General features: G+C 64.1%; 20 protein-coding genes. 13 read left to right on the top strand and 7 right to left on the bottom strand.

Annotated elements, in window-relative coordinates:
- Positions 1 to 288: 288 nt before the first annotated feature.
- The 5 genes from pncB (at position 289) to BN2475_RS28680 (ending at position 6,337) form a co-directional block, all read left to right on the top strand.
- Positions 289 to 1,485, top strand: a complete 1,197-nt coding sequence (gene pncB, locus BN2475_RS28700; protein WP_094782815.1) for a nicotinate phosphoribosyltransferase — start codon at positions 289 to 291, stop codon at positions 1,483 to 1,485.
- Between the two features lie 208 nt (positions 1,486 to 1,693).
- Positions 1,694 to 2,356 (top strand): LutC/YkgG family protein, encoded by a 663-nt coding sequence (locus BN2475_RS28695; RefSeq protein WP_094782814.1) that lies wholly within the window; start codon positions 1,694 to 1,696, stop codon positions 2,354 to 2,356.
- 64 nt (positions 2,357 to 2,420) lie between these two features.
- Positions 2,421 to 3,848 carry a sodium:proton antiporter gene (locus BN2475_RS28690; RefSeq protein ID WP_174642065.1) on the top strand — a complete coding sequence of 476 codons (1,428 nt, stop codon included), beginning with the start codon at positions 2,421 to 2,423 and terminating at the stop codon, positions 3,846 to 3,848.
- A gap of 54 nt (positions 3,849 to 3,902) precedes the next feature.
- On the top strand, positions 3,903 to 4,892 hold the full coding sequence (locus BN2475_RS28685) for a 2-hydroxyacid dehydrogenase (RefSeq protein ID WP_094782812.1): 990 nt from the start codon (positions 3,903 to 3,905) through the stop codon (positions 4,890 to 4,892).
- A complete protein-coding gene (locus BN2475_RS28680; RefSeq protein ID WP_094782811.1) occupies positions 4,889 to 6,337 on the top strand; it encodes a DNA recombination protein RmuC in 1,449 nt (482 codons plus the stop codon). The genes BN2475_RS28685 and BN2475_RS28680 overlap by 4 nt, the downstream gene beginning before the upstream one ends.
- Before the next feature lie 54 nt (positions 6,338 to 6,391).
- Here the strand turns inward: BN2475_RS28680 and BN2475_RS28675 are convergent, their stop codons facing one another.
- The 5 genes from BN2475_RS28675 to BN2475_RS28655 form a co-directional block, all read right to left on the bottom strand.
- Entirely contained in the window at positions 6,392 to 6,667 is a 276-nt protein-coding gene (locus tag BN2475_RS28675) for a hypothetical protein (RefSeq protein WP_094782810.1), read from the bottom strand.
- Positions 6,668 to 6,747: 80 nt separating this feature from the next.
- Positions 6,748 to 8,049: a molybdopterin molybdotransferase MoeA gene (moeA, locus tag BN2475_RS28670; protein ID WP_094782809.1), complete on the bottom strand. Its 1,302-nt coding sequence runs from the start codon at positions 8,047 to 8,049 to the stop codon at positions 6,748 to 6,750.
- Between the two features lie 63 nt (positions 8,050 to 8,112).
- A complete protein-coding gene (gene mobA, locus BN2475_RS28665) occupies positions 8,113 to 8,739 on the bottom strand; it encodes a molybdenum cofactor guanylyltransferase MobA (protein ID WP_094782808.1) in 627 nt (208 codons plus the stop codon).
- Positions 8,740 to 8,750: 11 nt separating this feature from the next.
- Complete coding sequence (gene moaA, locus BN2475_RS28660) at positions 8,751 to 9,860, bottom strand: GTP 3',8-cyclase MoaA (protein ID WP_094782807.1); 1,110 nt, start codon at positions 9,858 to 9,860, stop codon at positions 8,751 to 8,753.
- A gap of 257 nt (positions 9,861 to 10,117) precedes the next feature.
- Entirely contained in the window at positions 10,118 to 13,309 is a 3,192-nt protein-coding gene (locus BN2475_RS28655; RefSeq protein WP_094782806.1) for an Rne/Rng family ribonuclease, read from the bottom strand.
- Positions 13,310 to 14,043: 734 nt separating this feature from the next.
- On the opposite strand from BN2475_RS28655, the gene BN2475_RS28650 reads away from it, so the two are divergent.
- The 4 genes from BN2475_RS28650 to BN2475_RS28635 are packed head-to-tail and all read left to right on the top strand — an operon-like array spanning position 14,044 to position 17,151.
- Positions 14,044 to 15,069 (top strand): RluA family pseudouridine synthase, encoded by a 1,026-nt coding sequence (locus BN2475_RS28650; protein WP_094782805.1) that lies wholly within the window; start codon positions 14,044 to 14,046, stop codon positions 15,067 to 15,069.
- Positions 15,062 to 15,721 carry an HAD-IA family hydrolase gene (locus BN2475_RS28645; RefSeq protein ID WP_094782804.1) on the top strand — a complete coding sequence of 220 codons (660 nt, stop codon included), beginning with the start codon at positions 15,062 to 15,064 and terminating at the stop codon, positions 15,719 to 15,721. Before BN2475_RS28650 ends, BN2475_RS28645 begins: the two co-directional genes overlap by 8 nt.
- On the top strand, positions 15,718 to 16,122 hold the full coding sequence (locus tag BN2475_RS28640; RefSeq protein WP_094782803.1) for a Rieske (2Fe-2S) protein: 405 nt from the start codon (positions 15,718 to 15,720) through the stop codon (positions 16,120 to 16,122). Before BN2475_RS28645 ends, BN2475_RS28640 begins: the two co-directional genes overlap by 4 nt.
- Before the next feature lie 24 nt (positions 16,123 to 16,146).
- Positions 16,147 to 17,151, top strand: a complete 1,005-nt coding sequence (locus BN2475_RS28635; RefSeq protein WP_094782802.1) for a S49 family peptidase — start codon at positions 16,147 to 16,149, stop codon at positions 17,149 to 17,151.
- A 130-nt stretch (positions 17,152 to 17,281) separates the two neighbouring features.
- On the opposite strand, the gene BN2475_RS28630 is transcribed toward BN2475_RS28635, so the two are convergent.
- Together BN2475_RS28630 and BN2475_RS28625 are read right to left on the bottom strand one after the other, a co-directional pair.
- The gene (locus BN2475_RS28630) at positions 17,282 to 18,001 is read right to left on the bottom strand and encodes an SAM-dependent methyltransferase (protein ID WP_094782801.1); all 720 of its coding nucleotides are present in this window, start codon (positions 17,999 to 18,001) and stop codon (positions 17,282 to 17,284) included.
- Entirely contained in the window at positions 17,998 to 18,615 is a 618-nt protein-coding gene (locus BN2475_RS28625; protein ID WP_094782800.1) for a Maf-like protein, read from the bottom strand. Before BN2475_RS28625 ends, BN2475_RS28630 begins: the two co-directional genes overlap by 4 nt.
- Positions 18,616 to 18,872: 257 nt before the next feature.
- On the opposite strand from BN2475_RS28625, the gene BN2475_RS28620 reads away from it, so the two are divergent.
- The 4 genes from BN2475_RS28620 (at position 18,873) to BN2475_RS28605 (ending at position 22,101) form a co-directional block, all read left to right on the top strand.
- A complete protein-coding gene (locus BN2475_RS28620) occupies positions 18,873 to 19,502 on the top strand; it encodes a DUF177 domain-containing protein (RefSeq protein ID WP_094782799.1) in 630 nt (209 codons plus the stop codon).
- A gap of 101 nt (positions 19,503 to 19,603) precedes the next feature.
- Positions 19,604 to 19,783 (top strand): 50S ribosomal protein L32, encoded by a 180-nt coding sequence (gene rpmF / locus BN2475_RS28615; protein WP_006401275.1) that lies wholly within the window; start codon positions 19,604 to 19,606, stop codon positions 19,781 to 19,783.
- A 222-nt stretch (positions 19,784 to 20,005) separates the two neighbouring features.
- Positions 20,006 to 21,112: a phosphate acyltransferase PlsX gene (gene plsX, locus BN2475_RS28610; protein ID WP_094782798.1), complete on the top strand. Its 1,107-nt coding sequence runs from the start codon at positions 20,006 to 20,008 to the stop codon at positions 21,110 to 21,112.
- On the top strand, positions 21,112 to 22,101 hold the full coding sequence (locus tag BN2475_RS28605; protein WP_094782797.1) for a beta-ketoacyl-ACP synthase III: 990 nt from the start codon (positions 21,112 to 21,114) through the stop codon (positions 22,099 to 22,101). The genes plsX and BN2475_RS28605 overlap by 1 nt, the downstream gene beginning before the upstream one ends.
- Positions 22,102 to 22,169: the final 68 nt, after the last annotated feature.

The raw sequence follows: 22,169 nt of genomic DNA, 5'->3' as shown, positions 1-22,169 counted from the left end.
TTAATCAGCGTTTCCTTAGGGGGACGTTTTTCGCAACGTCCCCCGAGGTGACTTTGACTTCCTTCGGTGTGCCCCCAGTGGGCTTCCTTCGAGGCGCCCCCCAAGGGGACTTCCTTCGCGGCGCCCCCCCAAGGGGACTTCCTTCGGGGCGCCGGCGCGGGAGCCCGGCGGCGCGCTGAATCCGGGCGCATTCGGGTAACATGCAGCAGGTCGGCGCGCACGGGCGTGCCGTACGCGCAAGACTCGAGTCAGGCCTTGCGTTTTTCCAGCGGTCCAGTTCGCACCATCATGATTATTACTTCGCTGCTCGATACCGATCTGTACAAGTTCACGATGATGCAAGTGGTGTTGCATCATTTTCCCGCCGCGAACGTGGAGTACCGTTTCCGCTGCCGCACGCAGAACGTCGATCTCGTGCCGTATATCGGCGAGATTCGCGACGAAGTGCGCAAGCTCTGTGAGCTGCGTTTTGCCGACGACGAACTCGACTACCTGCGGCGCATGCGCTTCATCAAGGGCGACTTCATCGAGTTTCTCGCGCTGTTCCATCTGAACGAGAAATACATTTCGATCGAACCGTCGTCGAAGGGCAACGGCGAAATCGACATCGAGATCAAGGGACCCTGGTTGCATACGATCCTGTTCGAGATTCCGATGCTCGCGATCGTCAACGAGGTCTATTTCCGCAACACCCAGCAACAGCCCGACTACAGCGAAGGGCGCGGCCGTCTTCTGGAGAAGATCCAGCTGCTGGGGGCGCGGCCGGAGTTCGCCGACTGCAAGATCGCCGACTACGGCACGCGCCGCCGCTTCTCGAAGCAATGGCACGAGGAAGTGATCCTCACGCTGAAAGACGGCCTGGGCGAGCAATTCGCCGGCACCAGCAATGTCTTCTACGCGATGAAGCACAGTCTCACGCCACTCGGCACGATGGCGCATGAATACCTGCAGGCGTGCCAGGCGCTCGGCCCGCGGTTGCGCGACTCGCAGATCTTCGGCTTCGAGATGTGGGCGAAGGAATATCGCGGCGACCTCGGTATTGCGCTGTCCGACGTGTACGGCATGCAGGCGTTCCTGCGCGACTTCGACATGTACTTCTGCAAGCTGTTCGACGGCGCGCGCCACGATTCCGGCGATCCGTTCGACTGGGGTGAACGCCTGCTCAAGCACTACGAAGCGAATCGCTGCGACCCGCGCACCAAGGTCCTTGTGTTCTCCGACGCGCTCGACATTCCAAAGGTGCTGCAACTGTACGAACGTTTCCGCGGCCGCTGCAAGCTGGCCTTCGGCGTCGGTACCAATCTGACCAACGACCTCGGCTACAACCCGCTGCAGATCGTCATCAAGATGGTTCGCTGCAATGGTCAGCCGGTGGCGAAGCTGTCGGATTCGCCCGGCAAGAACATGTGCGAAGACAAGGCCTATCTCGCGTATTTGCGCCAGGTGTTCGGCATTGCTCAGCCGGACGAAGAGGCCGCGAAGTAGCGCGGGTAGCGGGCGGGCGGCGGGCTCTCGCTCGCGTTGCTTCACACGCTGCCGCACGCTTTGATCGTCTGCCGATGCGCGCGGTGATGAGAAGTTTGACCGCGCGTTCGATGCGTGACAATACGCCGTTCGGCCAGGGTGTCCGCGCGGAAGGCGGTCGGTATAATCCTCGACATATCGCACGGCTGTCGACACGAGGATTCCGTATATGGACACATCGAGTGCCCGCCGCAACATCCTGGCACGCATCCGCGCAGCGCAAGGGCGCGAGCCTGAACCGGCGGCTGCCGAGCGCGAGGCCGCGGCAGACTATCTGGCGCGTCATCCGCGCGGGCCGCGTCCGGAGATGCCCGCCGATCTAACCGCGCGTTTCATCGAAGAAGCGCTGAAACTGGCGACGACGGTCGACACGGTTCAGACGCTGAACGACGTACCGGCCGCAGCGCATCGCTACCTCACGGAACATGCGCTGCCGCTGCAGGCCATCGCCTGGCAAACGCTGCAGGATCTGCGTTGGGCCGACGCCGGCCTCGCAGTCGAATTCCGCAAGCCGCAAGACAGCGGCGTGGTCGGCCTTACCGGCTGCTTCTGTGCGACCGCCGAGACCGGCACGCTCGTGTTGCTGTCCGGACCGCAAACCTATGCGTCAGCCGGGCTGCTTCCCGAAACTCACATTGCCATCGTGCCGGCCTCGCGCATCGTCGCCGGTCATGAAGAGGCGTTCGACCTGATCCGTAAGGAGCGCGACGAACTGCCCCGCGCGGTCAATTTTGTTTCCGGGCCTTCGCGCACGGGCGATATCGAACAGACCATCGTGCTGGGCGCTCATGGTCCTTACCGGGTGCACGTGATCATCGTCAAGGATGCCTGAGCGTGCAGCGCGGCTGCGTCCCGACGCGCACGCGGCCGTGAGCAATAACAAGGACTTTAACGATATGAAAGGACATGCCGTGTGGGCGAGCATGGTGCCCACGGCTGTACTGCTGGCTGGGTGGTCTGAACTGGCGTCTGCCGCAACATTCGATGGCGCGCGTTTGTCGGCGCTGTGGGGCCTGCCGTTTGCAGGCATGCTGCTGTCGATCGCGGTGTTTCCGTTGATCGCGCCGGCGTTCTGGCATCACCATTTTGGCAAGATCTCGGCCGCGTGGGCGCTCGCGCTTCTCGGGCCGTTCGCACTCTGGTTCGGCATCGACCTGGCGCTCGCGAAGCTGGTGCACGCGATGCTCGACGAATACATTCCGTTCATCGTTTTATTGACGGCACTCTATACGGTGGCAGGCGGCATCTGTGTGCGCGGCAATCTGCATGGCACGCCACGCCTGAACACGGCGATTCTCGCGCTCGGCACGTTGCTGGCAAGCGTGATGGGCACGACCGGCGCGGCGATGCTGCTGATCCGCCCGTTGCTGCGCGCCAACGACAATCGCCGGCATGTGGTGCATGTGGTCGTGTTCTTCATCTTCCTCGTTGCGAACGTGGGCGGTTCGCTGTCGCCGCTGGGCGATCCGCCGCTCTTTCTGGGGTTTCTCGAGGGCGTCAGCTTCTTCTGGACCACGAAGCATCTCGCGCTGCCGATGCTATTCGTCAGTGGCGTCCTGCTGGCTGCCTTCTACGCGCTCGACTCGTACTATTTTCACCAGCGTGAAGAGGAGCGCTCGCGCTTTTTCGATCCGACGCCTGACAGTTCGTTTGGCGGTATCGACGGCAAGATCAACTTCGTGTTTCTCGCCGCGGTGGTCGCGCTGGTGCTGATGAGCGGATTGTGGCGGCCGCAAATCGCCTTCGACGTATTCGGCACGCAGGTGGCCTTGCAGAATGCGGTGCGCGATGTCGCGCTGATCGGCGTCACGTTGCTGTCGCTCGCATCGACGCCCCGTGCGGCGCGTGCGGCCAATGACTTCAACTGGGCGCCGATCCAGGAAGTCGCCAAACTGTTTGCCGGCATCTTCGTGACGATCGTGCCAGTCATTACGATGCTGCGCGCCGGCGAATCCGGAGCGTTCGCAGGCCTCGTTCATCTGGTCAACGACTCGTCGGGCCACCCGCGCGACATCATGTACTTCTGGGCGACCGGCCTGCTGTCGTCGTTTCTCGACAACGCGCCGACCTATCTCGTGTTCTTCAACCTGGCCGGCGGCGATGCGCAGACGCTGATGACCACCGGTGCGACCACGCTCGCCGCGATTTCGGCCGGCGCGGTGTTCATGGGCGCCAATACGTATATCGGCAATGCGCCGAACTTCATGGTCAAAGCGATCGCACAATCGCGCGGCGTACCCATGCCGAGTTTTTTCGCCTATCTGGGCTGGTCCGGCGCGGTGCTGCTGCCGCTCTTTATCGTGACCGGGTGGCTCTTTTTTTGACGTTGATGTCGACGCCGAGACGCTCCGACTCGACGCGCCATACGGAGAATTGCAATGCAGAAGATCCTCGTCGCCCGTTCGATCTTTCCCGATGTGATCGAACGGCTCAAACAGTATTTCGACGTCGACTGGAATCAGGGCGACGTGTTGCCCGCCGACGAACTGAAGCGCCGTCTCGCTGATAAAGACGGCGCACTGACCGCAGGCGAGCCGATCGACGCAAGCGTGCTGGCGGCGGCGCCGCGTCTGCGGGTGGTGTCGAATATGGCGGTGGGCTATAACAACTTCGACATGGCGGCGTTCAATGCCGCGAACGTGCTCGGCACCAACACGCCGGACGTGCTGAACGAATCGACCGCCGATTTCGGCTGGGCGTTGATGATGGCCGCAGCGAGGCGCATCACCGAATCGGAGCACTGGCTGCGCGCGGGCAAGTGGCAGAAGTGGAGCTACGACAGCTTTCTCGGCAGCGACCTGTACGGCTCGACGCTCGGTGTGATCGGCATGGGCCGGATCGGCCAGGCGCTCGCGCGTCGCGCGCGCGGCTTCAACATGCAGGTGATCTATCACAACCGCTCGCGCGTGGCGCCGCAGATCGAGGCCGAGTTGAACGCCGCATACGTGTCGAAGCAGGATCTGTTGCGGCGCGCCGATCATGTCGTGCTGGTTCTGCCGTACACGCAGGAAAACCATCACACGATCGGTGCGGCCGAACTCGCGCTGATGAAGCCGACCGCGACCCTCACCAACATCGCCCGCGGCGGTATCGTCGACGACGCGGCGCTCGCCGACGCGCTTCGTTCGCGACAGATTGCGGCTGCGGGTCTGGACGTGTTCGAAGGCGAGCCGAATCTGCATCCCGCTCTGCTGAGCGTGCCGAATATCGTGTTGACGCCGCACATTGCCAGCGCGACCGAAGCCACGCGTCGCGCAATGGCGAATCTCGCCGCCGACAACCTGATTGCGGCGCTCGGCGAGGGACCGCGCGCCGGCCAGCCGCCGAATCCGATCAACCCCGACGTGATCGGCAAGGCGCGTTCATGACCATGATTCTGGTGGCGGCCGTCGCGGTGCTGGCGGTCGCATTGGTCGTCGCGTTGGCGTTGCTGATGCGCGGACAGAGCGGCGCCGAACAGCATGAGCAGTTCGAGTTGCTCAACCAACGCATCGACGTTGCGGCGGATGCGCAGTCCCATGCGTATGAACGCCTCGAACGGCAACTGCGTAATGACATCACCGAGACGGCACGCATGTCGCGTACCGAGCAGAGCAGCGGCTTCGCGCACTTTCAACAGACGCTGGCCTCGCAGTTCAGCAGCATGACCACGGTGCAGGGCGGCAAGATCGACGGCTTCGCGCAGCAGCTCGACGCGGTGCGCCACAGTCTGCAAGTGCAGGCGCAACAGGCGCGCGACGAACAGAGCCGCACGCTCAAGCAGTTCGGCGACACGCTGAGCCTGCAGCTGGGGCAACTGACCGAGGCGAACGACCGGCGCTTCGCCGAAGTGCGCGCGACCCTCGAACAGCGGCTCAAGGATATCGAGGCGAACAACGCGGCGAAGCTCGAGGAGATGCGCCGAACCGTCGACGAGAAGCTGCACGCCACGCTCGAACAGCGTCTCGGCGAGTCGTTCAAGCTGGTGTCGGACCGGCTCGAGCAGGTGCATCGCGGCTTGGGCGAAATGCAGACGCTGGCGGCCGGCGTCGGCGATCTGAAGAAGGTGCTGACCAACGTCAAGACCCGCGGCACGTGGGGCGAAGTGCAACTGGAAGCGTTGCTCGAGCAACTGCTCACCGCCGATCAATATGCAAAGAATGTTGCGACGGTGCCCAATAGTACGGAGCGCGTCGAGTTTGCGATCAGGTTGCCGGGACGCGCGGAGCAGGGCGGCGCGGCCACGCCCGTCTGGCTGCCGATCGATGCGAAGTTTCCGCGCGAGGACTACGAGCGTCTGATCGACGCGCAGGAGCGCGCCGATCCAGTCGCGGTGGAAGAGGCATCGCGCGCACTCGAAGCGCGGATTCGGGCTGAGGCTCGCACGATCGCCGAGAAATACGTAGCGCCGCCGCATACAACCGACTTCGCGCTGCTGTTCCTGCCCACCGAAGGGCTATACGCCGAAGTGCTGCGCCGGCCGGGGCTCACGGACCTGCTGCAACGCGACTATCGCGTGACGATCGCGGGACCGACCACGCTGACCGCGTTGCTCAATAGTTTGCAGATGGGTTTCCGCACCCTCGCGATCGAGAAACGCTCGAGCGAGGTGTGGCAGGTGCTCGGTGCGGTGAAAGCGGAGTTCGGCAAATTCGGCGACGTGCTGGCGAAGACCAAGGCGCAACTCGAAACCGTCACGCGTTCGATCGAAGCGGCGCAAACGCGCACCCGCGTGATGAGCCGCAAGCTGCGCGACGTCGAGGCGTTGCCCGGCGACGAGGCGAGCGGGTTGCTCGGCGACGCGCTGTCGGGTATGGATCCCGACGAGCAATAGGGCTGCGGGGTGGGCTGGATGATCCGCGGGCGGCAGCGCGGATCGTCGCGGGCATTACGCCTCTTCCGGTGCGTCGGCGAGATGAATTTCGATGCCACCGAAGCGCGATGCCACCCAGTTGTACGCATGGCACGCGATCCACAGCAGCACGAACCCGAGGATCGCATTGAGCAGCAGCGCGCTGAACACTGTGCTCAATTCCACCGAGCCATAGCGCACGAACGCAACCAGCACGCCGAGCAGCACGATCGGCACCGAGAAAGTCAGGTACACGAGGATAAGCGCTTTGGCTGTCTGGCCAGGTGCGATGAACGAGATCTGTTTTTTCATGTAAGTCCAACCCGTGTGTCGTAGTGGTAATGGGTAAAACTGCAAATGACCGCGCTGGCCGGCGCCGCGTCAGTGAGGCGTCAGATGAGACCGTCGAACAGCATGATCGCCACGCGTTCTCCTTGCTCAATCTCCCCTTCGTCGTGTCCGAGCACGATAAAGCAATTGGCTTCGCTCATCGAACTCAGCACGCCCGAGCTTTGCGAGCCGGTTGGCGTGACATGCCAGTGACCGTGCGCGTCCTGTTCGGCGACACCGCGCTGGAATTCGGTGCGGCCGGCGCGCTTGCGAATCGGCCGACGGCTGGCAGCGTGAATCACCGGCAGCGGCCGTGTCGTTGCGCCTGACATCAGCAGCAGCACGTCCCGCACGATCTGATAGAACGCCACCATCACGGCGACCGGATTGCCCGGCAAACCGAAAAATAGTGCGGGTGCCCCGGCGCCTGGCCGCGCGCCGGACCAGACGCGGCCAAATGCGAATGGCCGGCCCGGGCGCATCGCCAGACTCCAGAAGGCGACGTCGCCGAACGTCTGCAGTAGTTGCCGCGTGAAATCGGCTTCGCCGACCGAGATGCCGCCCGAGGTCAGCACGACGTCGGCGCTCGCCGCGGCGCTGCGCAACGCGGCTTCCAGCGCGGCGGGCTCGTCGCGCACCACGCCGAGGTCGAGCATGTCGACGTTCAGGCGGCGCAGCATCGCAAACAGCGTATAGCGGTTGCTGTCGTACACGGAGCCCGGGTCGAGCGGCTCGCCGAGCGAGCGCAATTCGTCGCCGGTCGAGAAGAACGCGACGCGCAACCGTCGCCGCACCTCGACCTCGCCGATGCCGAGCGACGCCAGCAGACCGAGGTCCGATGCCCGCATGATGCGGCCGGCCCGTAGTGCGGCATGGCCGCGGGCGAGGTCTTCGCCGGCCAGGCGCCGATTGGCGCCCGCCGTCACGGCGTCGGCCGCAAAGCGGATCGACGCGGCGTCGGCGCTGCGTTCGACGAGTTCCTGCGGCACGACCGTATCGCAGTCCGCGGGCATTGAGGCACCCGTCATCACGCGCACGCATTGGCTCGCATCGACGCGGCCCGCGAACGGATGCCCGGCCAGCGCCTTGCCGGCAATGGAGAGGTGAACGCTGCCCGTGCCGTTTGCCAGTGCCGCCTGGTTGAACGCATAGCCGTCCATCGCGGAGTTGTCGTGCGATGGGACGTCGATCGGCGACACGATATCGGCCGCCAGCACACGGTCGAGCGCGTCGCGCAACGCCACGCGCTCGATGGCCGTGACCGGCGTGGCCCACTGGCGAACAATCGCCTGAGCGGCCGAAACCGGCAGCGCATGAGGATCGTACTGCGCGACGCAGCGGGAAAATTCGTTAAGCGTGGTCATGAAGAGGACTGGGCGTCGCGACCGGAGACGGGTGTGGCTGTTGCCGTGCGGCCGGAGCGGATGTCAACCGGGGCCTCGATTGCGTTCGAGATCGGCGAGTTCTTGCAACGAGTTGGCATTGTAAAACGCGCGCTCGTCGGTAAAGACGACTTCCACTGTCCTGTGGCGCGCGTACCACGCGCGAACCTTGCGTTCACCAGCGTCCAGAAACGCCGCGAGGTCGTCCGCGAGCTCTGTGCGCAGCAGCGCGAACACAGGGTGCAAGGACTGTTCGCCATGGGCGTCGATGGTCGCGACAGTGGCGATGTCGGCCTCGTTCGAGTCCAGCGCGTGCGCGAGGCGGACGGCGAGGTCGATGGGCAGCCAGGGCGAGTCGCAGGGCACGCTCAGTAGATACGCGGTGCTGGCCGCGCGCAGCCCGGCGAGCAAGCCTGCCAGCGGTCCCGCAAAGCCGGCCAGCGTATCGGCGACGATCGCGGCGTGAAACGGTGCGCCGAGTGCGGCGTAGGTGTCGGGATGACGGTTGGCGCTGATCAGCAGCGCGCCGGTTTGCGGCGCGAGGCGCTTGAGTACATGCGCGGCGAGCGGCTCGCCGTGCAGCGGTTGAAGTCCCTTGTCGACGCCGCCCATGCGCATGCCACGGCCGCCCGCAAGCAGCAGGCCGGTGATCTGTTCACGGGTGGGTTGCATGCGCCGGCCGTTCAGCCGCCGATGTACGACATTTCGACGCGGCGGCCGGCCTGTTCGCGTGAGTCGGCCGTCTGGCTGCCGCGCAATTGCGAATAGCGGTCGCCGCGGCCCTGCCAGATTTCGGCGACGGCCGTGGCGATGTCGGCGTCGCTCGCGCCGCCGCGCAGCAACGCGCGCAGATCGTGACCGGACGACGCGAACAGGCACAGGTACAGCTTGCCTTCGGTTGACAGGCGCGCCCGCGTGCAACTGCCGCAAAACGCCCGCGTGACGCTCGAGATCACGCCGATTTCGCCGCTGCCGTCCGCATAACCCCAGCGCTGCGCGGTCTCGGCGGCGCTGTGCGCTTCGAGCGCAACGAGCGGGAATTGCTCGGCGATGCGTTCCACGACGTCGGCCGACGGCAGGACTTCGGCCATGTTCCAGCCATTCGAGGTGCCGACGTCCATGTATTCGATGAAGCGCAGCACGGTGCCCGAGCCTTTGAAATGGCGCGCCATCGGCACGATTTCGCTGTCGTTGGTGCCGCGCTTGACGACCATGTTGACCTTGACCGGCGCGAGACCGACCGCGTGCGCCGCGGCGATACCGTCCAGCACGTCGGCGGCCGCGAAGTCGGCGTCGTTCATGCGGCGAAACAATGCGTCGTCGAGCGCATCGAGGCTGACTGTCACGCGGGTCAGGCCGGCGTCTTTCAGGCTGCGCGCCTTGCGCTCCAGCAGCGAGCCGTTGGTGGTCAGCGTCAGGTCGAGCGGGCAGCCTGCTGGCGTGGTCAGCCGCGCGAGCCGCTCGATCAGGAATTCCAGATTTTTACGCAGCAGCGGTTCACCGCCCGTCAGACGGATTTTCTCGACACCGTGTGCGACGAACAGCTGCGCCAGCCGTTCGATTTCCTCGAAGCTCAGCAACGCGCTGTGCGGCAGGAACGCGTAGTCCTTGTCGAATACCGCGCGAGGCATGCAATAGACGCAGCGAAAATTGCAGCGGTCCGTCACCGAAATGCGCAGGTCGCGCAGCGGGCGCGCAAGCGTATCGTGCAGCGCGCCGCTGGGCGTCTGCACCGGGCCGGCAATGACCGGCGCCGCGCTGAGGTCGGCTACTGGAATGATGCGTCGGGACATGAAGCGCTTCGTTTGTTGCTCGAATGGACAGCGGATTATTCATTTTATCGGAAATGCGTCCAACCGCAGGCCGGCCCGAGGCCTTATCGGGGTATACGGGGAGCGCTGTTCCACGACGCGCCGCCCTCGAATACAAAACGCCAGATGCGGTGTATCGGGCGTTTCGGTGAACAACGACCGTCAACCTATTTCAGGGCGGGTCAATCGCAAAAAAAAGCCCGCCGGTGATGGCGGGCTTTCTCGATGGCGGCGGCAGCTTACTGCGGATGCTTGGCCGTTTCCACCTGTTGCATCGGGGCGTTGTCGAGCGGCGGCAACGCCTTGCGCTCACGCACCACGCGAGCTGGCTTGACGACCTGCGCAGCTGCTTGCTGCGCGGCGCGCAGCTTGTCGGCGTCGGTGTTCACCCAGACGAGACCGGCCTGTTCCAGCACCGGCTTCAGGGCTTCCGCCGACACAGCGCCGCTACGCGGAGCCTGCGTCGTTTGCGGCGCGGCCGCGATCGGCGCCGGCTCGACCACCGCCGGTTCCTCGGCCACGGTCGGTTGCGGCTCGACGATCTCGGCTTGCGGCACCGGCGTCACCACCGGTGCTTCGACCGTGGCAGCCGGGGCAGCAGTTTCGACCGGAGCCGGTGCGGCTTGCGCTTCGACAGCCGGCACGGCGGCCGGCGTTTCGGCCGGCGCCTGAGCCGGAACCTCGACATGCGCCGCCGGTTCGACCAGCGAGACCGTCTCGCTCGCGGCCGGCGCGGCTTGTGCGGCCGGTGCGCCTTGTGCGGCCGGTGCGGCCTCGACCGGCGCGCCGGCTTCCGCCACCGGCGCTTGCGCAGCCTGCTCGACCGCCGGTGCCTGCTCGACCGGTACGACCGTTTCCATCTTCGCAGCCTTCTCGGCGGCGAGCGCCGGCGATTCGGCTGCAGCGTGCAGTTCGGGCACAACAGCGGTTTCGGTTGCGACAGCGGTGACCACCGCTTCCACCGGCGTCACCGGCTTCGCTTCGGTGGCGACGGTGTCGCCTTCGGCTTCCGCAACGTCCGCTGCGAGGTTGCCGTTCACGTCCTCTTCACGCTCACGACGGCCACCGCGACGGCCGCGACGGCGGCGACGGCGCTCTTCGCCTTCACGCGCCACCGCTTCCTGATCGACCGGCGCACCACTTTCGACGCCAACGGTCTGGTTGCGCACCAGTTCCTCAGCCGGTTGCGCGTCGGGTTGCGTCAGTGCGTCGGCCATTTCCGCCTGCTGCTTACGGCGTTCACCGCGCTCGGCACGCTCGACCCGGTCACGGCGCTCGCCGCGTTCCTGACGTTCGCCACGCTCGGCGCGCGGCGCGCCTTCCACTGCTTCCGCACGTTCGGCACCACGAGTGTCGCGATCGCGGGTCTCGCGACCCTCACGCGCCTCGCGCGGCTCACGCGCTTCACGACTGCCACGCGGCTCGCGGGCTTCGCGCGGTTCACGGCCTTCGCGTGCCTCGCGGGTGTCACGCGCCTCACGACCTTCACGCGGTTCGCGTTCCTCGCGGCGCTGCGACGGCTGCTGGCCTTGAGCCTGACGGCCACCGGCGCCTTCGCCGCGACCTGCCGCATCGCGACCGCCAGCGCCGCCACGGCGATTGCGGTTGCGCTCGCCACCGCGTTCGCCGACGCGCTCACCACGCTCTGCGCGTTCGCCGCGCTGCGGACGCGCCTGCTTTTCGGTGGCTGCCGGTGCGGCGGGCTGCATGCCGAACAGGTTCTTCAGCCAGCCGATGAAACCGCCGCTCGCCGGCGCTGCCGCGACCGGAGCCGGGGCGGTCGCCCGGCGCACCGGCGCGCTCGGCGCCGGCTTTTCGGGTGTGATGCCTTTGACCGCCGCTTCCTGCTTCGGCTTCACTTCTTCGGTGCGCTTGCTGTAGCCGGTTTCCGATTCCAGTTCGCGGGCCGCTTCTTCGGCCATCTTCCACGAAGCGCGCGGGTCGTCGAGGCGCGCATCGTCGTGACGCAGGCGCTCGAGCTTGTAATGCGGCGTGTCGAGGTGCTTGTTCGGGATCAGCACAACGTTGACCTTGAAGCGCGACTCGATCTTGTTGATTTCGGCGCGCTTTTCGTTCAACAGGAAGGCGGTCACTTCGACCGGCACCTGGCAGTGGATCGCCGCGGTGTTTTCCTTCATCGCTTCTTCCTGAATGATCCGCAGCACTTGCAGCGCGGACGATTCGGTATCGCGGATGTGACCCGTGCCGTTGCAGCGCGGGCAGGTTACGTGGCTGCCTTCCGACAGGGCCGGGCGCAGCCGTTGACGCGACAGCTCCATCAGGCCGAAGCGCGAGATCTTGCCCATCTGGACGCGCGCGCGGTCGTGCTTCAGCGCGTCTTTCAGGCGCTGTTCGACTTCGCGCTGGCTCTTGGCCGATTCCATGTCGATGAAGTCGATCACGATCAGGCCGCCCAGGTCGCGCAGACGCAGCTGGCGGGCGACTTCGTCGGCGGCTTCGAGGTTGGTGCGGGCCGCCGTTTCCTCGATGTCCGCACCCTTGGTGGCGCGCGCCGAGTTCACGTCGATCGCCACCAGCGCTTCGGTGTGGTCGATCACGATCGCGCCGCCCGAGGGCAGCGGCACCGTGCGCGAATAGGCCGTTTCGATCTGGTGTTCGATCTGGAAGCGCGAGAAGAGCGGCACGTCGTCGTGATACCGCTTCACCTTGCTGACATTGTCCGGCATCACGATGTCCATGAAGGCGCGGGCCTGGTCATGGATTTCGGTGGTGTCGATCAGGATTTCGCCGATATCCGGCTGGAAGTAGTCGCGAATCGCGCGGATGACGAGGCTCGACTCGAGGTAGATCAGCATCGGCTGACCGCTGGTACCGCTTTGCGACGCGGCTTCGATCGCGCGCCACAGCTGCATCAGGTAGTTCAGGTCCCACTGCAGTTCTTCCGCGCTGCGGCCGATGCCGGCCGTGCGCGCGATGATGCTCATGCCGTCCGGCAGTTGCAGCTGCGCCATGGTTTCGCGCAGTTCCTGGCGGTCGTCGCCCTCGATGCGGCGCGACACGCCGCCGCCGCGCGGGTTGTTCGGCATCAGGACCAGATACCGGCCGGCCAGCGAGATGAAGGTGGTGAGGGCTGCGCCCTTGTTGCCGCGCTCTTCCTTTTCGACCTGGACGATCAGCTCCTGGCCTTCCTTCAGCGCGTCCTGGATGCGTGCGGAACGCATGTCGACGCCGTCGCGGAAATACTGGCGCGCGACTTCCTTGAACGGCAGGAAGCCGTGGCGGTCTTCGCCGTAATTGACGAAACACGCTTCGAGCGACGGCTCGATGCGGGTAATGATGCCCTTGTAAATATTGCCTTTGCGCTGTTCGCGACCGGCGGTTTCTATGTCGATGTCGATGAGTTTTTGCCCATCGACGATGGCGACGCGCAGCTCTTCCTGCTGCGTCGCATTGAACAACATGCGTTTCATTGAACGGCTCCAGAGCGGCTTGGCCTTCCCCCTGAGCTGCGCGGTTGTCAGTCGCGAGAGCGCAGAGGACAGCGGCATGCCGCGCCTCATTGTGTTTTCACAAGCACGCTGGAGCGGAAAAAATGGCGGGAGAATTGCCTGAGAGGGGCCGGCCCCAATTGAAAATGGGCGCGGTGCCGCAGGGCACATGCGAACACGGCTTCAAATAACGACCCGACACGCCGCGGGTTCTGCCGGCAGACCTTCATGAGCCTTCGTCCACTCACGCCGGTGCGCCAACTGGGCGCGTGACCGGAGGGCCGAAGGCTGCGGTCATGCCGCAACGGGAAGTTCGCGCAGGCGGCGCGTCTTTTCCTGCTGGGGGTGTCTCGCCTCATTTTGACGTCGCCATGTCTTGTATTTTCTACAAGACGCCTTGGGCGCACGCCGTATTTTCGCGACTTGCAGCTTCGTACAGCAGGGCGTCAGACCGCCCGATACCGAAGCTGGAAGTTAAATTCTTTTTTACCAAAATTCCGTTACCGTCGAAGCCGACCTTGACCGAACGCGCCTGTGGGCGCCGTCCCTGCCGGGCACTGACTTCGTGCGTGCAACTTGTTGCATCTCATTTGCGGGGTGAGCAACCAGACCCCGGCGCAAGTAAAATACCCGTTTAGCGCTTGCGCCTGCGCAATCCGCCCGGATTCCGGACACTACGCCGGCCGCCGCAGACTGCTGGGCAAATTATATTCAGAATGAAAGAGTTAGGCAAAATATCCCAGAAATCGGTCGCAAGCGACCAGGTGTCGCTGATCGAGATCGACGACAGCGCGGCCGGACAGCGTATCGACAACTTCCTGCTGCGCGTCTGTAAGGGCGTGCCGAAAAGCCATATTTATCGCATCCTGCGCAGCGGGGAAGTGCGGGTGAATAAGGGCCGGATAGACGCGCAATACCGTCTCGAGCTGGGCGATCTGGTGCGCGTGCCGCCCATCCGCGTCGCGCAGCCGAACGAGGCCGTCGCTCAGGCGCCGGTGCCGGCTGCGGACTTCCACATCATTTTCGAAGACGACCATCTCCTCGTCATCGACAAGCCCGCTGGCGTGGCGGTGCATGGTGGCAGCGGCGTCGCATTCGGCGTGATCGAGCAGATTCGCGAAGCGCGGCCCCAGGCGAAATTCCTCGAACTGGTGCATCGGCTCGATCGCGAGACCTCCGGCATCCTGATGCTCGCGAAGAAGCGGGCCGCGCTCGTCAATCTGCACGAGCAGATCCGCGAGAACAAAATGGATAAGCGCTACTATGCTTGCGTTCACGGCGAGTGGGCGAGCGACTGGGGCCGGCGCCGTGCGGTGAAGGAGCCGCTGCACAAGTATCTGACCGCGGACGGCGAGCGCCGCGTGCGTGTCCAGGCTGACGGCCTCGCGTCGCACACGGTTTTCAATCTGATCGAGCGCTGGCCGGAGTATGCGCTGCTCGAGGCGGAACTGAAGACCGGCCGCACGCATCAGATTCGCGTCCATTTGCAGCATCTGGAACTGCCGATCGTCGGCGACGCCAAATACGGCGACTTCGCGCTGAACAAGGCGCTGGCGCGCGCCAACGCGAAGCCTGGCCTGAAGCGCATGTTTCTGCATGCCTACCGGCTGAAGCTCGCGCATCCGGCTACCGGCGCGCCGTTGCAGCTCGAGGCGCCGTTGCCGGCCGACTGCCGCGGCTTCATCGCGCAGCTCAACGAATTACGAAATGGGTCAAACCCGGAGACGACACCGCATGGCTAGAGAGCAATTTGATCTGATCGTCTTCGACTGGGACGGCACGCTGATGGATTCGACCGCGCACATCACGCGCAGCATTCAGGCCGCATGTCGCGATTTCGGTTTGCCGGTTCCCGCCGACGAAGCCGCGAGTTACGTCATCGGGCTAGGCTTGCGCGATGCGCTGCAGATCGCCGCACCCACCCTCGCGCCGGCCGACTATCCACGTCTGGCCGAGCGTTACCGCTTCCATTATCTGGTGAAGGATCAGACCACCGAGCTGTTCGCCGGCGTGCGCGAAATGCTGCAGGAATTGCGCGATCAGGGCTACCTGCTCGCCGTGGCGACGGGCAAGAGCCGCGTCGGGCTGAACCGCGCGCTCGACCAGTCGCGCCTGACCAGCCTGTTCGACGGCACCCGCTGCGCCGACGAGACGTTCTCAAAGCCGCATCCCGCGATGCTGCATGAACTGACGCGCGAACTGGGGCAGGATACGTTGCGCACGGTGATGGTCGGCGATACGACGCATGATCTGCAGATGGCGATCAATGCGGGCGTCGCGGGTATCGGCGTTACCTATGGAGCGCATCCGGCCGGCTCGCTGAGCGCGTTGTCGCCGAAATTTGTCGCGTCGAGCGTGAGCGCGTTGTCCGGCTGGCTCCGAGAAAACGCATGAGCGCGGATACGGCTGAGACGGCTGCGCAAGCGGTGCGCATTTGCGCGGCGCAGGAGCTGATCGACGGCGGCGCCGGCGTGCGGCGCGCCGCACGGCTCGGCGGCGGCGATGTCGTAGTATTTTTCGTCCGCTACGACGGTCGCGCGTACGGTTATCTGAACCGCTGCGCGCACGTGCCGATGGAGCTCGACTGGGCAGAAGGCCAGTTCTTCGAATCGTCCGGTTTATACTTGATGTGCGCGACACATGGCGCGATTTACGCCCCGGATACCGGCAAATGCGTTGGTGGTCCGTGTCGCGGCAGCAGATTGCGTCCCGTGCAGGTCGAGGAACGCGACACGCCTGACGGCCGCGCGGTATTCTGGCTGCCTGACGGTGAATTGCGCCCGGCCACGCCCTGATCTCCCTTTCTCTTCACTGCCCGCATGTCCGACAATTTGACTCCTGAGCCACAGGATCCGGCCCCGGCCAGCCGCTCCCGCACGCCTGCCAACGAGCCCGGCTGGGAGCGGGCAGCGCTCGAGCGCATCGCGCTCGCGGCGATTGCCGAGCAGCGCGCGGCGCGTCGCTGGAAGATCTTCTTCCGCTTTGTGTTTCTGATCATTCTGGTGCTGATTGCGTGGGCCGCGCTCTCTTTCTCCGGCGACAGGGTGGCTACCACCGGCCGCCATACGGCGATGGTGGCAATTGACGGCGAAATCTCCGCTGATTCGAATGCGAACGCCGAAGATATCAACACAGCGCTGCAAGCTGCGTTCGACGATAGCGATACGGCGGGCGTGATCCTGCGCTGCAATAGCCCGGGCGGCAGTCCGGTGCAGGCGGGCATCATTTACAACGAGATCCGCCGTTTGCGCGCCAAATATCCGTCGATTCCGCTCTATGCGGTGGTTGGCGACATGTGCGCGTCGGGCGGCTACTACGCGGCTGCGGCGGCCGACAAGATTTACGTCGACAAGGCGAGCATCGTCGGTTCGATCGGCGTCCTCATGGAGGGCTTCGGTTTCACCGGTCTGATGGACAAGCTCGGGATTCAACGCCGTTTGCACACATCGGGGGAGAACAAAGGCTTTTTCGATCCGTTTTCGCCGGAAACGCCGAAGATGGATGAACATGCGCAAAGCATGCTGGATCAGATCCACGCGCAGTTCATCGAGGCGGTGCGTCAGAGCCGCGGCAAGCGTCTGCATGAAACTCCGGACATGTTCTCGGGCCTGTTCTGGACGGGCCAGAAGAGCGTTGAACTGGGCCTTGCCGATGGCTTCGGCAATCCGGATTACGTTGCGCGCGAGCTCTTCAAAGCACCGGATATTGTCGATTACACGGTGAAAGAGAGCATTACGGATCGCGTGGCACGCAAATTCGGTGCGGCGGTCGGCAGTGGCGCTGTCCACGCGATGGCGCTGGGCGGCAAGTTCGGCCTGCGCTGAGAAGCCGTATGCAAAAAAGCCCCGCGCGATCGCCAGCGATCGCGCGGGGCTTTTTCACGCGTTTTTTTTCATTTTCCAGCTACGTTTTTGCGCGCTCAACCGACGATCAAACCACGATCGGGGGTGGGCATTAGCATGCCAGAATCAGGAAAATCGCCGGACGCTTATGCAGGTCGATCGCTGGCTTTTTCTTCCAGTCGGCTACGGTGTAGCTGGCGATCTTTTCCGTCTCCAGCGTCAGATCGACCGCGACACACACCAGCGTGGACGGCGCGCATGTTGCCAGCAAGGTGTCGAGCAGCGCGCGATTCCGGTACGGCGTCTCGATAAAAATCTGCGTCTGCTTGCCCTTGCGCGACTGTTGCTCGAGTTCGCGCAGACGCTTGGCCCGTTCAGTGGCATCAACCGGCAAATAGCCGTGAAACGCGAAGCTCTGGCCGTTGAGCCCCGAGGCCATCAAGGCCAGCAGAATCGAACTGGGTCCGACAAACGGCACGACCTTCACGCCGCGCTCATGCGCGCGGCGCACCAGCAACGCGCCCGGGTCCGCGACCGCCGGGCAGCCGGCTTCGGAGACGAGCCCCGCGTCGGTGCCGGCAAGCAGCGGCGCGAGCAGCTTGTCGATCTCGCCCGCCGGCGTATTGACGTTCAGTTCGCGAATCTCGATTTCCTGGATCGGCCGTTCGGTGCCGACTCTCTTCAGGAACGCGCGGGTGGTTTTCGCGTTCTCGCCAATGTAGTAGTGCAGCGCCGCCGCGCGGGCGCGCACCGGTGCGGGCAGCACGGCGTCAAGCGCGTCGGCGTCGCCTTCGCCGAGCGTGTTCGGAATCAGATATAGCGTGCCGCTCATTTCGCCTCCAGAAGTGGATAACCCACTGCCAGCAGCATGCGCGACAGGGCAATCAACGGCAGACCGACGAGGGCGGTGGGGTCGTCGGAATGGATGGCGTCCAGCAACGCGATGCCGAGCCCTTCCGATTTGGCGCTGCCCGCGACGTCGTACGGCGTTTCGGCACGCAGATAAGCCTCGAGCGCAGCGTCCGGCAGGTCGCGAAACCGTACGCGGGTAATCACGTCGACGCTTTGCGCCGATTCCGAACCGCTGTCGAACAGGCACAGCGCACTATGAAACAGCACTTCGCGGCCGCGCATCGCCTGCAATTGCGCGAGCGCTTTTTCGTGCGAACCTGGTTTGCCGATCTGCAAACCGTCATAGGTGGCGACCTGGTCGGAGCCGATCACGAGCGCGCGTGTCGCGGTGCCGAGTCCGCTGGCCACCGTGCGCGCTTTGGCTTCGGCGAGCCGCAACGCGGTAATTTCTGGCGTTTCGCCGGCGAGCGGCGCCTCGTCGATGGCGGGCACGACGACTTCGAACGGCACCCGCAGGCGTTCGAGCAACTCGCGGCGATACGGCGAGCTCGACGCCAGAATCAGGCGTGGCGGGCCATTGGGGGAATCTTGCATGGTCAATCTGCGGCTAGGGAGGCGGGGCGTACGGGGCTGCGTGGAGCTTGTGTGCGTACGGGCTTAAGTGTTTGACTCGAAAAGACAAAGCGGATATCATTTCGGGCTTTTCATCGGTATGCTTGCGCTAGACGGGTTTCAGTGTGTTCGCTAGAACCCACACCGCGAACTTCGCGGGCTGTCTCGCAGACCGGTGTAGCCCCGCGGTTGATCCCGCGGTTCACCCCGGCGAAATCCTTGCCGACGCAGGAGCGCACATGACTCAACATCCTGGCAACCCTGCTGGTCTGTCCGACCCGCATGAGCTCGATCTGTTCGAATTTGCGCGAAGTGGGCGTCAGGCTGCGGGTGTCGTGCGCGTCTCGCAACTGCCGCGCATGTTAAACGAAGTGCCGGCCGAAGCGCCAGATCGCGATACCGCGTTCACCTGGCAAGCCGAAGGGGCGACGCAGCCGGAATTGCAGGATGACGGCACCGAGGGTCCCCAGCCTTACTTGAGGATGGCGATCCACGGCGCTGCATGGCTCGAATGTCAGCGGTGCATGACACCGTATTCGCAGGCGTTCAACGTCGATGCAACTTACCGGATCGTCAGCACTGAGGCGGAAGCCGAAGAGTTTCCGCTCGACGAGGATGAAGTCGAAGTGATCGTGGGCTCGCGCCAGTTCGATCTCATCGACTTGATCGAAGAAGAGTTGCTGCTTTCCTTGCCGCTCGTGCCAAAACACGAGGTCTGTCCCAAGGTGCACGAGAGTCTCGTCTCGGGTGTGGCCGGTACCGAAGGCAAGGGCGACGAAGCCGACGAGGGTGACGAACCCAAACGGCCCAATCCGTTCGCGGCGCTCGACAGCCTCAAGCGCGGTGAGCCGGGCGACAAGAAGCACTGAACAGTTGCATGGGAGCGCGATGCGGGCGCATTGGCCATTCGGCCAATGGCGGAGACCGGGTCGGGCTGTGTTAGAATTCGGAAAATTTTTAGGAGTTAGTCATGGCAGTTCAACAAAATAAGAAGTCGCCGTCGAAGCGCGGCATGCACCGTTCGCACGATTTCCTGACGGCAGCGCCGCTGGCCGTGGAACCGAGCACGGGCGAAGTGCATCTGCGTCACCACATTAGCCCGAACGGCTACTATCGCGGCAAGAAAGTCGTCAAGACGAAGAACGACTAATCGTTTCGTTGCGTTGCGCCCTTTGGCGTTGCGCGTGGCGATCGGCTCGCTTGACATTTTCCCGGCTCGGCAAAAATGCGGCATTCAACTGCCGCTTTTTTGTGTCGATCGCAGTTAGCGCTTTAGCGCTTACTGCGGTCCCACGCAGAGCGTTCGATCGCAGTTGGCGCATTAGCGTTTACAGCGGTCCCACGCAGAGCGCCCTGAAATTCGTCGCATTCCATGACAGTAAAGCTCACGATAGATTGCATGGGAGGCGACCACGGCCCGTCCGTGACCGTTCCCGCTGCCGTCAACTTCGTTCGTTCGCATCCCGACGCGCAGTTGTTGCTCGTCGGCATTGAAAGTGCGATTCGTGCGCAGCTGAAGAAGTTGAAGGCTCAGGACCTGCCGGCGTTGACCGTCGTGCCTGCCTCCGAGATCGTCGCGATGGACGATCCGATCGAGGTCGCGCTGCGCAAGAAAAAAGATTCGTCGATGCGCGTGGCGTTGAATCGCGTCAAGGAAGGCGACGCGCAAGCCTGCATTTCCGCCGGTAACACCGGCGCGCTGATGGCGGTCTCGCGCTACGTGCTGAAGACGCTGTCGGGCATCGAACGCCCGGCCATTGCGTTCGCACTGCCCAATCCCAATGGCTACACGATGATGCTCGACCTGGGCGCCAACGTCGATTGCGAACCGCAGCATCTGCTGCAGTTCGCGGAGATGGGGCACGCGCTCGTGTCCGCGCTCGAAGGCCGCGAGCGACCCACCATCGGGCTGCTCAACATCGGCGAAGAAGTCATCAAGGGCAACGACACCATCAAGCGTGCCGGCGAATTGCTGCGTGCGAGTACACTTAACTTTCACGGTAACGTTGAAGGTAACGATATCTTCAAGGGCACGGTCGACGTGATCGTCTGCGATGGCTTCGTCGGCAATGTCGCGTTGAAGACATCGGAAGGTCTCGCGCAGATGTTGTCCAACATCATCAAGGAAGAGTTCGGCCGTTCGTGGCTCACCAAGGTGATGGCGCTGCTCGCGTTGCCGGTATTGATGCGTTTCAAGAAACGCGTCGATCATCGGCAATACAATGGCGCCGCGCTTCTCGGCCTGCGCGGACTGGTGATTAAAAGTCACGGCTCCGCCGATGCCTACGGGTTTGAGTGGGCTATCAAACGCGGGTATGATGCCGTCAAAAACGGCGTGCTGGAGCGCCTTGCGCGAGCGATGGAAGAGAACGCGAGTTCTCTCGCACAGGCAGCGCGCGACGCAAGCGGTGCGGGTCACGCAAGCCCGATCGCAGGCCAGCCAGCCGAGCCCTACGCTGCGCAATCCTCGAAGGCATAATGGCTCAATCCACAATTTATTCCCGTGTGCTGGGTACCGGCAGCTATCTGCCGCCCGCGCGCGTCACCAATCAGGATCTGGCTGAACGTCTCGCCAGCCAACGCGTCGAGACGAGCGACGAATGGATCGTTGCCCGCACGGGCATCCACGCGCGCCACTTCGCCGAACCCGATGTCACGACCAGCGACCTGGCGTTGATCGCCGCGCAGCGCGCGATCGACGCGGCGGATATCGATCCGCAATCCATCGATCTGATCATCGTCGCAACTTCCACGCCGGACTTCGTGTTTCCGAGCACGGCGTGCCTGTTGCAGAGCAAGCTCGGCATCAAGAACCATGGCGCCGCGTTCGACGTGCAGGCCGTCTGTTCCGGCTTTGCTTACGCGGTGGCGACGGCTGACAGCTTCATTCGCAGCGGTCAACATCGCACGGCGCTCGTGATCGGCGCGGAAACCTTCTCGCGCATTCTCGACTTCAACGACCGCACCACCTGCGTGCTGTTCGGCGACGGCGCGGGCGCGGTGATCCTGCAGGCGTCCGCAGAACCAGGCGTGCTCGCGAGCGCATTGCACGCGGACGGCAGCCATGCGGACATTCTCTGTACGCCGGGCAACGTGAATGGCGGCGTGGTGGCCGGCAGCGCGTTCCTGCATATGGACGGCCAGGCGGTGTTCAAGCTGGCCGTGAACGTGCTCGAAAAGGTCGCGGTCGAAGCGCTCGAAAAGGCCAATCTGAAGGCCGAGCAGATCGACTGGCTGATTCCGCACCAGGCCAATATCCGCATCATGCAAAGCACCTGCCGCAAGCTCGGCTTGCCGCAGGAGCGCATGGTCGTCACGGTGGGCGAGCACGGCAATACGTCGGCTGCGTCCATTCCGCTCGCATTCGACGTCGCGGTGCGCGATGGCCGCATCAAGCGTGGCCAGAACGTGCTGATCGAAGGCGTCGGCGGCGGCTTCACGTGGGGCGCGTCGGTGATCCGCTACTGATAGCGGCGACGCATCGACGGGCGCTGCTCGCGGCGCCCGCGCGCCGGCGCGATGTCGACGCCCGTGCA

Origin of the sequence: Paraburkholderia ribeironis (assembly GCF_900019265.1) — a bacterium.
Taxonomy (GTDB): Bacteria; Pseudomonadota; Gammaproteobacteria; order Burkholderiales; family Burkholderiaceae; genus Paraburkholderia; species Paraburkholderia ribeironis.
Note: the sequence above shows the minus strand (reverse complement) of the source record. Positions and strands in the feature narration are given on the sequence as shown.